9 protein-coding genes and 1 CRISPR repeat array are annotated in these 14,700 nt (G+C 33.9%); of the genes, 7 read left to right on the forward strand and 2 right to left on the reverse strand.

Annotated elements, in window-relative coordinates:
* Positions 1 to 85 precede the first annotated feature (85 nt).
* The 5 genes from cas9 to Q0R51_RS01175 all read left to right on the forward strand — a co-directional run bounded on the left by cas9 (position 86) and on the right by Q0R51_RS01175 (position 10,378).
* Positions 86 to 4,273: a type II CRISPR RNA-guided endonuclease Cas9 gene (gene cas9, locus Q0R51_RS01155; protein WP_294756102.1), complete on the forward strand. Its 4,188-nt coding sequence runs from the start codon at positions 86 to 88 to the stop codon at positions 4,271 to 4,273.
* 224 nt (positions 4,274 to 4,497) lie between these two features.
* On the forward strand, positions 4,498 to 5,409 hold the full coding sequence (gene cas1, locus Q0R51_RS01160; protein WP_294756103.1) for a type II CRISPR-associated endonuclease Cas1: 912 nt from the start codon (positions 4,498 to 4,500) through the stop codon (positions 5,407 to 5,409).
* The gene (cas2, locus tag Q0R51_RS01165) at positions 5,387 to 5,692 is read left to right on the forward strand and encodes a CRISPR-associated endonuclease Cas2 (RefSeq protein WP_110445604.1); all 306 of its coding nucleotides are present in this window, start codon (positions 5,387 to 5,389) and stop codon (positions 5,690 to 5,692) included. Before cas1 ends, cas2 begins: the two co-directional genes overlap by 23 nt.
* Positions 5,689 to 6,357 (forward strand): type II-A CRISPR-associated protein Csn2, encoded by a 669-nt coding sequence (gene csn2 / locus Q0R51_RS01170; protein ID WP_294756104.1) that lies wholly within the window; start codon positions 5,689 to 5,691, stop codon positions 6,355 to 6,357. The genes cas2 and csn2 overlap by 4 nt, the downstream gene beginning before the upstream one ends.
* A gap of 32 nt (positions 6,358 to 6,389) precedes the next feature.
* Positions 6,390 to 8,537: direct repeats of the CRISPR family, unit length 36 nt; unit sequence GTTTTAGATGATTGTTAGATCAATGATGATTAGAAC.
* Between the two features lie 605 nt (positions 8,538 to 9,142).
* Positions 9,143 to 10,378 carry an MFS transporter gene (locus Q0R51_RS01175; protein WP_294756105.1) on the forward strand — a complete coding sequence of 412 codons (1,236 nt, stop codon included), beginning with the start codon at positions 9,143 to 9,145 and terminating at the stop codon, positions 10,376 to 10,378.
* Positions 10,379 to 10,475: 97 nt separating this feature from the next.
* Here the strand turns inward: Q0R51_RS01175 and Q0R51_RS01180 are convergent, their stop codons facing one another.
* Positions 10,476 to 11,723 (reverse strand): glycosyltransferase family 2 protein, encoded by a 1,248-nt coding sequence (locus tag Q0R51_RS01180; RefSeq protein ID WP_294756107.1) that lies wholly within the window; start codon positions 11,721 to 11,723, stop codon positions 10,476 to 10,478.
* A gap of 459 nt (positions 11,724 to 12,182) precedes the next feature.
* Positions 12,183 to 13,097 (reverse strand): proline-specific peptidase family protein, encoded by a 915-nt coding sequence (locus Q0R51_RS01185; RefSeq protein WP_294756108.1) that lies wholly within the window; start codon positions 13,095 to 13,097, stop codon positions 12,183 to 12,185.
* Between the two features lie 164 nt (positions 13,098 to 13,261).
* On the opposite strand from Q0R51_RS01185, the gene Q0R51_RS01190 reads away from it, so the two are divergent.
* Both Q0R51_RS01190 and Q0R51_RS01195 read left to right on the forward strand, forming a co-directional pair.
* Positions 13,262 to 14,014: a PAS domain-containing protein gene (locus Q0R51_RS01190; protein ID WP_294756110.1), complete on the forward strand. Its 753-nt coding sequence runs from the start codon at positions 13,262 to 13,264 to the stop codon at positions 14,012 to 14,014.
* 225 nt (positions 14,015 to 14,239) lie between these two features.
* Entirely contained in the window at positions 14,240 to 14,689 is a 450-nt protein-coding gene (locus tag Q0R51_RS01195; RefSeq protein ID WP_294756111.1) for a DUF3290 domain-containing protein, read from the forward strand.
* Positions 14,690 to 14,700 lie beyond the last annotated feature (11 nt).

A 14,700-nucleotide genomic window follows, 5' to 3' on the forward strand; every position in this document is an offset into this window, starting at 1 on the left:
TTTTATATTATTTTAAAAATTGTAGTGAATTCTGTGGTTATAAGGGGTATTCTTATAGTAATGAAAAGATTTAAGGAGAAAGAATATGACGAAAAGAATAGATGATTATATTCTGGGTCTCGATATCGGGACCAATTCTTGCGGCTGGGCCGTGACAGATAAGAAAAATAACTTATTAAAACTTAGGGGAAAAACTGCAATAGGTTCACACTTATTTGAGGAAGGACATACTGCGGCTGATCGTCGCGGTTTTAGAACTACCAGAAGACGCCTTAAGCGCAGAAAGTGGCGCTTAAGACTTTTGGAAGAGATTTTTGCGGAGCCGATGGCTGAAGTGGATCCAGGCTTTTTCGTGCGCCTGCACCAATCATGGGTGTCACCATTAGATAAAAGCAGAAAAAAATACCAGGCAATTGTATTTCCAACAGCTAAGGCAGATCAGGAATTTTATGAAAAATATCCGACTATCTATCATTTGCGTGACGCACTGATGAAGGAAGACCGTCAATTTGATTTACGTGAAATATTTTTAGCTATCCACCACATCGTTAAGTATCGTGGTAATTTTTTGCAGGATACACCTGTTAAAGACTTTGAAGCTTCCAAAATTGAAGTAGGTCCTATATTAACAAATATCAACAACGCTTTTGCGGAAAAGATAGTTGAAGAGCAAGTTCCGATTGAATTAAATGTCGCAAACGCTGCCGAGATCGAGGCTGTTATACGCGGTAAAGATGCAGAAAAGACCGTTTATAAGATGGACAAGGTCAAAAAAATTGCCAAGTTATTAACCGATTCAACTGCTAAGGAAGAGAAAAATGTAGCCAAGCAGATTGCTAACGCTATTATGGGCTATAAAACGCAATTTGAAACTATCTTAGGCAAAGAAATCGATAAAAGTGATAAGGCACAATGGGAATTCAAACTTTCGGATGCAGATGCAGATGATAAGCTGGATGCCTTATTACCGGATCTTGATGAAAGTGATCAGACTGTTGTCGCTGAAGTCGAAAAATTGTTTAGCGCGATTACCTTAAGTACTATTGTTGATGAAAATAAGAGTTTATCACAATCTATGGTAGAAAAATATAATAAACACCATCAAGACTATAAGTTGTTAAAAGCTTATATTGAAAGCTTACCAGATCGCGCTCAGGCCAAGAAATTGCTTTTAGCCTATGATCTATACGTTAATAATCGTCATGGACGTTTGCTGGAAGCCAAAACCGAATTTAAGCAGGATGGCACTTTAACTAAAGAAGATTTTTATAAAACGGTTAAAGATAACCTTAATGATTCTGAGCTAGCTCGCAAGATTGCGCAAGAAATAGCTGCAGATAACTTTATGCCTAAACAGCGGACGAATAGTAATGGCGTAATTCCGTTTCAACTGCATCAAATTGAGCTGGATAAGATTATTGCTAATCAAAGTAAGTATTACCCCTTCTTAGCTGCAGAAAACCCGGTAGAAGATCATCGTAAACAAGCACCGTACAAATTAGATGAACTGGTCAGATTCAGAGTGCCTTATTATGTGGGACCGATGATTACAGCTGATGAACAGGAAAAAACATCCGGTAAGAACTTTGCTTGGATGGTCAGAAAAGAAGATGGTCAAATCACCCCGTGGAATTTTGAACAAAAAGTAGACCGCCAAGAATCTGCCAACAAGTTTATTAAGCGGATGACTATCAAGGATACCTACCTATTAGGTGAAGATGTTTTGCCTGCTAATAGTTTGCTTTATCAAAAATACGAAGTATTAAATGAGCTTAATAATATTAAGGTTAATGGTGGAAAAATCAGCATAGGCCTCAAGCAACGAATTTTTAACGATCTTTTTAAAAAAAATAAAAACGTTAAAAGTGATCAATTAATCAATTATTTAAAGGATAATAGGCATTTACCGACTGTGGAACTTAAGGGATTAGCAGATCCAACCAAATTTAATTCAAGTCTGTCGAGTTATTATCATCTCAAAAACTTACATGTGTTTGATAAGGAATTAGCAGATCCCCAATATCAAAAAGATTTTGAAAAAATAATTGAATATTCATCTATTTTTGAGGATAAAAAGATTTTTCAAGAAAAATTAAGGGACGAATTTAAGTGGCTAACTCCTAAGCAGTTTAAAGCAATTTCAACGTGGCGCTTGCAAGGTTGGGGCAGATTATCGCGTAAGCTCCTAGTTGAATTACATGACACAAAAGGTCATAATATTATGAATAAACTATGGACTAGCCAAAAGAATTTTATGCAAATTGTGACGGAGCCCGAGTTTAAAGAAGCAATTGCTAAAGAAAACCAGGACGTTACTCAGGAAAATGGTGTTGAGGCAATTTTGGCAGATGCCTATACTTCTCCTGCTAATAAAAAGGCGATTAGACAGGTAATTAAGGTTGTTAACGATATTGTTAAAGCTGCTGGCGGAAAGACTCCAGACCAATTTGCAATTGAATTTACACGAGAACCACAGAGAAATTTAAAGCTATCTCATATACGTGGCACTAAGTTGCTTAAAATCTATGAAGAAACTGCTAGCGAATTGGTAGACCAGAATCTAACTGACAAATTAGAAGAATATACAGTTAACCGTAAATTACTTAAAGATGAATATTTCTTATATTTCATGCAGGCAGGTAGAGATGCATATTCAGGTGAAAAAATAGATATAGATGATATTCCTAAAAATTATCAAATAGATCATATCTTGCCACAGACAATTATTAAAGATGATTCATTTAATAATCGTGTACTAACTAGAACTCAATTAAATCAAGAAAAAGGTAACCGGTATGCTCTTAAAGTGTTTGGAACTAAAGTTGCAGTTGGTTCAAAAATGCTTATTCCAGAAATGTGGAAAATGTGGTATGCAGACGGACTAATTAATGAACAAAAATTAAATAATTTGCTATTTAATCCAGGAAAGGATATTGATAAGCAGAAAAAACATTTTATTAATAGGCAGCTGGTAGAAACAAGTCAAATTATTAAGTTAGTATCAGTTATTCTACAGAATAAATATCCAGATGCAGAAATTATTACGGTTAAAGCTGGTGACAACTCCGCTCTGCGTCAGCGCCTAGATTTATATAAGAGTCGTGAAGTTAATGATTATCATCATGCTATTGATGCCTATTTAACTATAGTTTGTGGGAATTTTTTATATCAGGTGTATCCTAAACTTCGGCCGTATTTTGTATATGGTCAGTTTAAAAAATTTAGTCAAGACAAAAATTTGGAAAAAGATATTCTTACAAATCTAAAGTTACAAAATTTCTTGTGGCCTTTACTGCAAAAAGATAATTCTGAGCGTAAAGCCCTAGAAGAAATTAGGGAAAATGTTACTCATCAGATAGTCTTTTACAAGCATCCAGACATTTTTGACAAATTACGTAAAGCATATAATTATAAATACATGCTAGTCTCAAGAGAAACTACGACTGAAGATAGTAGTATGTTTAACATGACTGTTTATCCTCGCGGGGAGCGTGATCGTAAGAAAACTAGAAAGCTAATTCCTAAAGGTAATCGGCTCGATACCAAAATTTATGGTGGCTATAGCGGCAACACTGATGCATATATGGTAATTGTCAAGATTGAGAAAGCAAAAGAATCTATCTATAAAGTTATTGGAATCCCGATGCGCGTTCTTGCAAGCTTAAACCAGGCCAAAAAGCAAGGAAATTATCAGGAAGAACTTCGCAAAGTGCTAGAACCCCAGATTATGTTTGATAAAAATGGTAAACCTAAGCGGGGAGTTAAAGGTTTCAGAATAGTAAAAGACCATGTTCACTTTAAGCAAGTCGTCTTGGACGGCGATAAAAAATTTATGTTGTACTCTGCGCGTTATTTTGCCAATGCTAAGCAATTAACACTTTCTCATAAAACTATGAAAGTAGTGACTGATAATCTAAAAAAGGAGGATTATAAAGATGAAAAACAACTTCTTATAAATGCTTATGATGAGATATTACAAAAAGTCGATCAATATTTGCCATTGTTTGATGCCAATAAGTTTAGAGCAAGCCTTCATAATGGTAGAACTAAATTTATTGATTTGACTGTTAAGGATAAAAAAATTGTTTTAAGTAAAGTATTAGATGGGTTACATGATAATATGGTTAATCCAGATTTGAAGAACTTGGGAATTAAAACTCCATTTGGTAAAATGCAATCGTCTTCTGGTATAACTTTGTCACCCAATGCAGTATTAATTTTTCAGTCACCAACAGGACTTTTTGAAAAACGGGTTAGGATAGCCGATTTGTAAACTAAAATAGGGAAGCGCAATAATCCGATTCCCTATTTTTGTGCATAAAAAAACCTCCGCTATAGAGCTGAGGCAGGACGGTAATAACCGCGTTGAAACTTAGTATCTCAAAGATACATTGTTTGATTTTAAATCTGGTTGTTAGATCAATAATGATTAGATCGTTGGTAGCTAACCAACAACTATAGTATAACATTTATTTTTAAAAATACAAGGAGGAAAATATGGGATGGAGATCAGTAATCATCACGCAGCATGCGAAATTAACATATTCAATGCAAATGATGATTGTCCAAACTCGTGATGGCATTAATCAGATTCCAATTGAGGATATTAATCTGTTGCTTGTCTCAACTACACAGGCAGTGATTACCAGCGCACTCATTAGTAAATTGGCGCAAAATCAAACCAAAGTTATATTTGTTGATGAAAAGGACAATCCGGTGGTTGAAACGGCTGTTTATTATCCGGGAGCCAGAAATATGGCCAAGCTAAAAAAGCAGTTTAATTGGGATGAACATTTAAAAGAAGTATTGTGGACAAGAATTGTTAGTCAAAAGATCAAAAATCAGATTGCGGTTTTAGCTAATTATCATTTGAATAAAGATGAGGTTCAAAGTGAACTGGACCAGCTAGAAATTAATGATGAAAGCAATCGAGAAGCAATTGCGGCCCGTAAATATTTTATGCTTTTATTCGATAAGAATTTTGTTAGACGTGATACTAGCGCCATTAATGCAGCACTAGATTATGGTTATGCCATTTTGCTTTCAAGCTTTAATAGAGAAATTGTAATGAATGGCTATTTGACTTATTTTGGTATTCATCATTGCTCACAGGAAAATCAATTTAACTTGGCTTCGGATTTAATGGAACCATTTCGACCGTTTGTAGATTATTGGGTTAAGGCCCACGAAAAGATTAAGGAATTAACGCCTGATATTAAGTATGGCTTAGTTGAACTTTTAAGCTTGGAAATAAAGTTTAACGGTAAAAAGACACTTTTAACAAATGCCATTACAGTTTACGTACGAGAATGTTTAAAATTTCTTAGTGGAGAAAGTAAAAAATTACCAGAAATGGAGATGAGTTTGACAAATGAGGTACCGAATAATGCGCTTAATGATAATGTTTGATTTGCCAACGGAAACAGCTGAAGAACGAAAAGAATATCGCCAATTTCATAAAAAGTTGATTAATGAAGGTTTTTTAATGGTGCAATTTTCAGTATATGTGCGAGTCTGTGTTACTAGACAAACGGCTAAGTTTTTGGAAAATCGTATCAGAAAATTCTTGCCTCGCGGAGGCCTAGTCCAGTCATTAATGGTTACTGAAAAGCAATATAATGACATGCATTTTTTACTTGGCAAGCCAATTGATGATGTGCGTAATACTTCAGATAGGACGATTATCTTATGATTTTAACTTATACAACTCATAAAAAATGGGTGTTCAAAGATCCTGGTATAAAAATCATTGGCTTGCAAAGTCCAATAGCTTACTGTGATATAATTCAAGGATTTCAAGGAAAAAATAAAATGTTGCTTTGCTCAGAGGATGATTATAATCCTCTTGATATCGGCAAGACGTTTGATTTCATTGGCGATCCATTACTTAGTGGCGATATCACTAAAAAGTATATGCCGCACATTGTAAATAGCTATTTGACAAATTTAGACGAAGAAAATCGTAACAAGATGATTAAATCATTTTATAGTTTAGAGACGATTTTACAGGATTCACTTTTATTTGAAGATTTACCTTTAGCAATTAATTTTGATGAAGATTTAAAGAAGCTACTTAAATTGACAGAGATACATTTGGATAAATCAATGTTGCTTAGTCCGTATGGTATAATAGAAACAGTTTTAAAAATTCACCAAACGTGTAATTTAAAAACTATTCCTGTTATTTGTAATGTAGCTCATTACTTGGAAGAACGGGAGTGGCAAGAGTTAGCTAGTCTTGTCACAGAAATGAATTTGATTTTGGTTGTAATTGAATTCACCACAAAAGAAAATTTGGCAATATCTAAAGACATACCTTTTTACTATATTGATAAGGATCTAATCGATTGGTACTAGCAACAATATTAAAATCGGATTATAAAATATCAGTTTTAGATGATTGTTAGATCAATGATGATTAGAACGCCGCCCCGACCGATCACGATCAGGTATTTGTTTTAGATGATTGTTAGATCAATGATGATTAGAACTACACAGCTTCTAATTGTACCGTTAGTTTTGTTTTAGATGATTGTTAGATCAATGATGATTAGAACTTAGTTTTATTTTAGAAAGTGTGAACATAAGTTTTAGATGATTGTTAGATCAATGATGATTAGAACAAAAGAACTTAACAGAAAGTGCTAATGACAGTTTTAGATGATTGTTAGATCAATGATGATTAGAACAGATTAATTCAGAAAGTAGGTTTCGAACCAGTTTTAGATGATTGTTAGATCAATGATGATTAGAACGAATACCGCCAAATTCAGTTGCGACAGTTAGTTTTAGATGATTGTTAGATCAATGATGATTAGAACTGGAACAAGTTGATTTGAAAATTCCGATAAGTTTTAGATGATTGTTAGATCAATGATGATTAGAACATTGTAATAAGCCAAAGTTTGAATGGACGAGTTTTAGATGATTGTTAGATCAATGATGATTAGAACCATTGATAATGTTTGAATAGCATTAGCTTCGTTTTAGATGATTGTTAGATCAATGATGATTAGAACTTTCTTATTATAAATGTTGTCTAATTGTGCGTTTTAGATGATTGTTAGATCAATGATGATTAGAACACCAAAGGCTGGCAAAAGAACAAGCCACCTGTTTTAGATGATTGTTAGATCAATGATGATTAGAACTTGGATATTTTGCAGGGTATCCAACTTCAAGTTTTAGATGATTGTTAGATCAATGATGATTAGAACGAAAAGAAAAAAGAATCGGTTACAGATCAAGTTTTAGATGATTGTTAGATCAATGATGATTAGAACTGGGGAAACTTATAAGCGTAATGCGGAAACGTTTTAGATGATTGTTAGATCAATGATGATTAGAACATACTGTAATTGGGAAGACAGGTATTCATCGTTTTAGATGATTGTTAGATCAATGATGATTAGAACTAGGCAGGCACAATGGGGATGCACTATGTCGTTTTAGATGATTGTTAGATCAATGATGATTAGAACTATTTTCTGTATTGTCTATCGTCTCTCTGTGTTTTAGATGATTGTTAGATCAATGATGATTAGAACGGCACCTTCATCATCAAAAACATTACCGGCGTTTTAGATGATTGTTAGATCAATGATGATTAGAACTTGAGATTAGTAAAAACGCAAAAAAAGTTGGTTTTAGATGATTGTTAGATCAATGATGATTAGAACCAAAAGACGTAACGGTAAGCTTCCCTTTTGGTTTTAGATGATTGTTAGATCAATGATGATTAGAACTTATGGCTACAAAAAAATCAGAAAATGTTAGTTTTAGATGATTGTTAGATCAATGATGATTAGAACTATGGCAGTTGCAGTTCAACTAGTATACGGGTTTTAGATGATTGTTAGATCAATGATGATTAGAACGTCCTATACATCATGAGCACCTAGTTTACTGTTTTAGATGATTGTTAGATCAATGATGATTAGAACACCTCTGGCCAGAAATGTTTAGGATTATCAGTTTTAGATGATTGTTAGATCAATGATGATTAGAACTAATTAGTGGTGAAGAAGATGGTTTAGTTGGTTTTAGATGATTGTTAGATCAATGATGATTAGAACTTGTCACCGCCGTTTAGATTATCAGGATTGGTTTTAGATGATTGTTAGATCAATGATGATTAGAACAGCTGATAAAGTCTGCATCTCTCTTACCTTGTTTTAGATGATTGTTAGATCAATGATGATTAGAACTACAAAAACCTAAAAAAAGTAACGTTAAACGTTTTAGATGATTGTTAGATCAATGATGATTAGAACTTGTCACCGCCGTTTAGATTATCAGGATTGGTTTTAGATGATTGTTAGATCAATGATGATTAGAACATGAGGGCGATAAGATTGTCATTGGTGATAGTTTTAGATGATTGTTAGATCAATGATGATTAGAACGGTGGGATGATCCGGATGGAGAATGGTGGTGTTTTAGATGATTGTTAGATCAATGATGATTAGAACCTATCTTTTAAATAAACAATGTTATTAACTGTTTTAGATGATTGTTAGACCAATGACAGCCCAAGTATTTACTACCACTATGAATGCAGCTATATAAAAATGGATAAAATAACAAGCATTTTCTCATAGACTATTTTATAAAGATGGCAGAAGCTTATTGTCAGTAAACCTAGTCTTTATTATTTGAACTAGAATGAAATTTATATATTTTTCTGCTTGTATCAAATCAAGGCAAGATTAACAATCATCTAGTTGGCTATTACTACAAATCAAAAGAGCCACCATATTCCAAAAAATGATTTGGTAGCTCAAATAGCCTGCGTTAACCATTTAAATCGTACAATCATGCATTTGGTTCACACAAATCAAAGCTATGATTATCAACAAGCTGTACGTCAATAAAGGTTAACTGTTAAACAAATATTTAACTTGCAAAAAGGCGCTTTTTTGAAGTATCTTTAGTATACCCATTTTTAAATCTTTTTAATACTTGAAATTCTATAAGAAATCATATTGATAATGAAAAGATAAGTATTAACAGACAGTAAATCTGCTAATTAATCACACATGATAATAGCGACAAAATAGACAGGTATATTTTATTTCCTTATATGTGACTTCCACTATGCAGATATAAACTAAACTCCGATTAAAAAGGTAAGCTTATTCACATGAAAAACATACTAAAAAGTAGAAACAACAGACTATATCTTTTGTCAGTAATTACTGATAACTTCGGCAGTGCGTTAATGGCATTTGTATTACCATTGATGGTACTTGATATCACTAAAAATGGCATTCATTTGTCAATAATCTCTGTAATTCAAACCCTGCCCTTTTTGGTTCTTGGCCTGCCTGCAGGTGCGCTCACAGATAAATTCGATGTCAAAAAAATTCTAATTTTTAGTGATTTAATTCGACTTATCAGTTATCTAGTTTTTGCTACCGCGATTGCATTGCATTTAACAATAGATTGCACGATTTTTATTATCTATGCAGTTTCACTCTTTGTCAGCGTCACCAATACACTTAATACAGTATCAGAAATTACCTTTGTTTCTTTTTTGGTTGAAAAGAAAGATTTCTCTGAATTAAACAGTCTGGTTTATGGCATACAATATGCAGCTAATTTCTCACTGCCTATCGTAGGCGGCGTCTTATATCAATTTGTTTCGCACAGTATTTTAATTCTTATTTGTGCCGTTTTCTATTTAATTAGTCTTTTACTGGAAAAAATGATAAATCTGCGCTCCCAGAACACTTCCTTTACTGGACTAGCAGACCTGAAGCCAGCACTTAAAACAGTAAAAATGGATATAAAAGAGGGCTTGAATTATACTCTTAGTCTTCACTCTGTTTTATATCCATTAATACTGGCCGCATTAGTTAATATTGCTTCAGCAAATTTTGATAACGATAGTCTCATAATATTACGCACGCAAATAGGCCTTTCCTCTGGAAATATCGGAATTGTTTCCGCAATTGCAGCTATTAGTGCCTTAATAGGTACTTTGGTTGTTAATTGGTTAAATAAACGAGTTAGTTTTAATTTGTTGTTTACACTGTTAATTTTTACAGGCGCTCTTGTTCGTGCTGTTTTTGCCTTGTCTAAGAACGTATTGGTATTAGTTTTAGCTATTGCAGTTATTGCAATTATTGAATCCATCATCAATATTAGTATAATCACGAATAGGCAACAGCAAGTTGAGCAAAGATATCTTGGACGGGTAACAAGTATCTATAAAACAGTATTAATCGGAGTAAATTCTTTAGGCTATCTTTTAGGAGGGCTTATTGCTAAGAAAATAGGCTCAAGATGTGGCGTAGGCGTTTCTGCAGTTGCACTCTTGGCAGTCACAGCGATTAGTGCTTGTCTGCTTGCGCTTAAAAAGAAACGTAATGAGTAAAACTTAATAAGAAACTGTTAAGCAGTTCTTTTGAGCTAATTATATCAACAAAGAGAATGTAATCATTCGCAGTTAGGACAAATTACTAGGATAAATATTAATCATGAGCAGTTTTTGACCATGATTCATCTCCAGACATAGCCCGTATTATAGCTTTATACGGTACTATTGCCAGAGACCATCTATAGACATCAAACATGATAATGATTCTGAGCAAATAAGAGAATCTTAATGGGAAGTCAAGTCTAGCTTGTCGCCATTGTTTTATAATTAACAAAAAGTTTGTCAAGACTTCAATGAAAAGCAAACCGCCAATAACTGCTAAACTAGCCCAGACGTTAGTTTTCATATAAATTAGTAATATTATTAGTGAAATTCCTGCGGCTGGCGTAACTAAAAGGGAAATTGCGGGAATAGTCAAAAACGCTATTACAAAGACTTTAAACATTGATGGAATGGCAGATGATTTAATTATCTGCTTGCCATATTTGTTCAAGCATTGAAATCCGCCCTGGCACCAACGTGTGCGCTGGCGAACTAACTTCTTATATCCAGTAACGCCTTCTTGTGCAATACTTACTTTATTTATAAAAGTACCACGATAGCCTTTAAATAGACCTTTTATTGAAAATTCGCAATCTTCGAGTAGTGATGATGACCAACCAACGTCATTAGTCATTTTTAAAGTCATAAATTGGCCATTACCTGAAGCTAAAGATGAGCCCCAGCTAGTTCTTGCCATTTGTAAAAGAGAATTATAAACAGTGAATTCAAAATTTTGCATCACCGCAATATTTTGTTGCAAATTGTAAATATTCACGCGTGTTTGCACTAAATCATAGTGGGAATGATTAAAGGCATATACAACTTCCTTTAAGTACTTTTTTCCTGGAATACTGTCAGCATCGATAACACCAATAATTGTTTTGTCTTCGGGGTAGTTCATCTTAGCAATGCGCTTGACTGTATATTCTAGTGCTGGCCCCTTTCCTTGTTGCGCATTAGGTTTAGTGCGATGTACAACCATGACATCAGGATGGTAGGCATACTTTTGCAGTAGAGTAGTGGTCCCATCGCTTGAATCATCATCAATAAATACCAGCTTAAGTTTGATAAAATCGTCACATTGTTTTTGTACATCTAATAATTTTGGTATATTTTTGCTTAGAGTTTGAAATTCATTCATCGCAGGGATTAACAAAAACATAGTATCAAAATCGCGGCAGCGCTCGCCATACCTATCCTGTCGAACACGACTGCTAAATGTCAGACACAGCGTCCAGATTAAATCAAGAATGTATGAACAACCACCTATAATTAGTATGATGGCTATCAATAATTTCATTTTATTATCCTCCAGTTATTTTTTTGATACTATCAATAACTATAAGTTTATAATAACATGAATTGGTCTATACTTAAAATATTATTTTTATATGTTTGTTAAAAATAATATATTTATAAAGCAATACGTATACCTTTATTATAAAAGCCCATGGTTAAAGCTTTTAGCTTAATTAAAATAAAAATTTAGTTATTATTTTTTTGTCTAATTACTTTCCCTAATCAACTTATTAATAATAATATAATAAGTGGATTAGACAATTGTATTGTTATTTAAAAATATATTTTTTCTTTACATTGTTATTTTATTTTAATTATAAGCATAATGAAATGAATCGCTAAAATTTTCAAAACATGATTTTTTAAAATTAATGTAATTTAAATTTTTATTGCTGCATGTAAAAAGCAAGCAGTCATTTGCTTGCTTTTTTGTGTTTATTCTTGATTCGGGAAAATAATATTATTCTCCTTTAAAGGTGTTTTCTTCTACTTGACGAATAAAGTCAGCTAAATGTTTGTAATAAACAGCAGGATTATCAACCATATGGTGATGACCGCTATCAGGAGTTGTTACTAGGCGAGAATTAGGAATCTCTTTTTGCATAATTTTGGCGGTGGCAATCGGCATTGTTTCATTTTCACCAAAGGTTAGCAGTGTCGGCACCTTAATATTTTTAAGTTGATCCCTAAAATGCCAGTCTTTTAGTTTTCCAGTAATGACAAATTCATTGTCACCTTGAAATGCCTGGTAAACGGCAGTACCGCCAATATCTTTTAGATGGTATAGCTTAGAAGGTTGTTTACGATCAACGAAGTTAATGTTTAGAATATTAACGTCTTCTTGATAGCGTTCATTGTCGTAATCATTATTCTTTTCGCATTCATGCATAAAGTCAATTTCGGTTTGGGGCAAAACCTCTTGGCGCCGGCGATTAACGGCCTTAACGTAGTCATCAATATCATCAACCATTGAAGAAATAATTGCGCCTTTTAAGTGTTGACCGTATTTAACGGCATATTCTTGTACCAAAAGTCCGCCCCAGCTTTGACCGATGAGGTAAAAATTGTCTAAACCTAGCTTTTGCCGTACCTCATCAACTTCATCTAGGAAATACTCATAAGTCAAATATTTTTTAGCAATAGCAGGGTCAGAATAATCCGGTTGATCGGAATAAAGAGAACCCAGTTGATCATACATGGTTACTTGTACGTCCAATCCCTGTTTTTTCAGTTGTTCAGCAGTATCCTCCCAGTATTCATGGTTACCTCCGGGGCCACCGTGTAAAGCTAATAAATGGATATTTCCGTGGCCTTGAGTGTTCGTCCACAAATGATATCCATTATCTAATGTAATAATCTTTGTGCCAGTTTTCATATTTCTCTCCTTTAAACTTTATCTATTACTATCTATTTTAGCTCATTATGATAGAAAGAAAAATAAATCTCAGATAAAGGATAATTTAAAAAGATGCCTAAAAATAAGCGCTTCCGTGATACAATTGGTTTACTATTGTAAATAATGATAAAGGAGAATGAAAAATGGCTGAACCCAAATGGTTAAAAGATATGAACTCTGATGAATATTTAAAAGAAGACTTTGCTGCTACAGGCAAAAGCCGTTATACAGTAGAGGGGCTTAAAAAAGAAGATCCAGATTGGCTTGATAAAGCAGCAGAAAAGACTCATGCTGCCACAGGAGACGATTATGTTAAGCTTGACAGTGGATTATTAACAGTCAATCAAATTAACTGGATGTTGCGTAACACAATTGGCGAACTAACTTTTGTAGATGATAATAACCAATTCTTATGGTATAACCGTCCGGTTGATCCTAACGCCAAGATGAAGGCTAAGAGAGTTCCCGCACAAGTAGGAAATACCATGGGAGAAGTTCATCCTGATGTTCGCGATGTCATTCCCGAAGCTAAAAAAGTCGTTCATGCTTTGCGAACCAAAGAAGGCGGACACGACGCTGTTTATATGCCTGTACCAACGGGAAACCTTAAGCAACTTGTTTTACATTATTACAAGCGTGTTGAAGATGATGAAGGTAACTATGCCGGTATTTATGAATGGGTACAGGATCTATACCCACTAGTAAAATATTTCTGTGAAACAACCGGACAAAAGTTGGTAGTTGATCCGGATGCTACAACGGGAGCTACATACAGGCGTAATTCTGATCCTGATGCTCAAACTGGAGCTTCAACTAAAGCTGAAGCAGCCGCTGCAGAAGAAAAGGTCAAAAAAGACACTGAGCCGGATACAGCAACAGGTGCATCCCAAAACTAAGTTTAAATTAAATATTTATAAGTAGTAGTTAGACAGGTTCTAACTACTTTTTTGTTATACTGATAATATATAGGCTTATAAACACAGTTTAAGTAAGCTGACAGGGAGGAAGCGAACACTTTTAGCTATATTTGGTAATGTTTAATTTAGTTAATATGTGATTTTGCTATTGCTATTAACTTATAAAAACTAGAATAAATTATTTTTGATAGAGGTAATTATGTTATGACTTTTTACACACTTAAATATATTGAGCAAAATCAAAATACTAGTAAAACCATTCTCTACATCCTGATTGCAGTTGCGGCTTTAACAATGATCGCGTTCACAGTTTTGTATCTCAGGCACAGATTCGATACCCGCTACCGGGATTTAGGGATCATTGCACTTTTATTTTTACTTTTATTTATGGGCACACAATACGAAAAATACGTGCAAACAAACGTAGTGAAATCTCAGTCTGAGCAAATTGCACCATTTATAAAATCAGTTGCTAAAGATCACAAAGTACCGGTTTCAGATGTGATGGTCAGTTCTACTACACTGCAAAACGGTTTAATCGTCAGGGTTGACTCAAAAGATGTTGACTATCAGCTGGAATTAAATGATGACAACAATTCATATTCTTTAAAGCAGGCTCATGTGATTAACCACACGGTCGACGTCAAGAATTAGGAGGAAATAAT

The organism is uncultured Lactobacillus sp., assembly GCF_946477725.1.
Taxonomy (GTDB): Bacteria; Bacillota; Bacilli; order Lactobacillales; family Lactobacillaceae; genus Lactobacillus.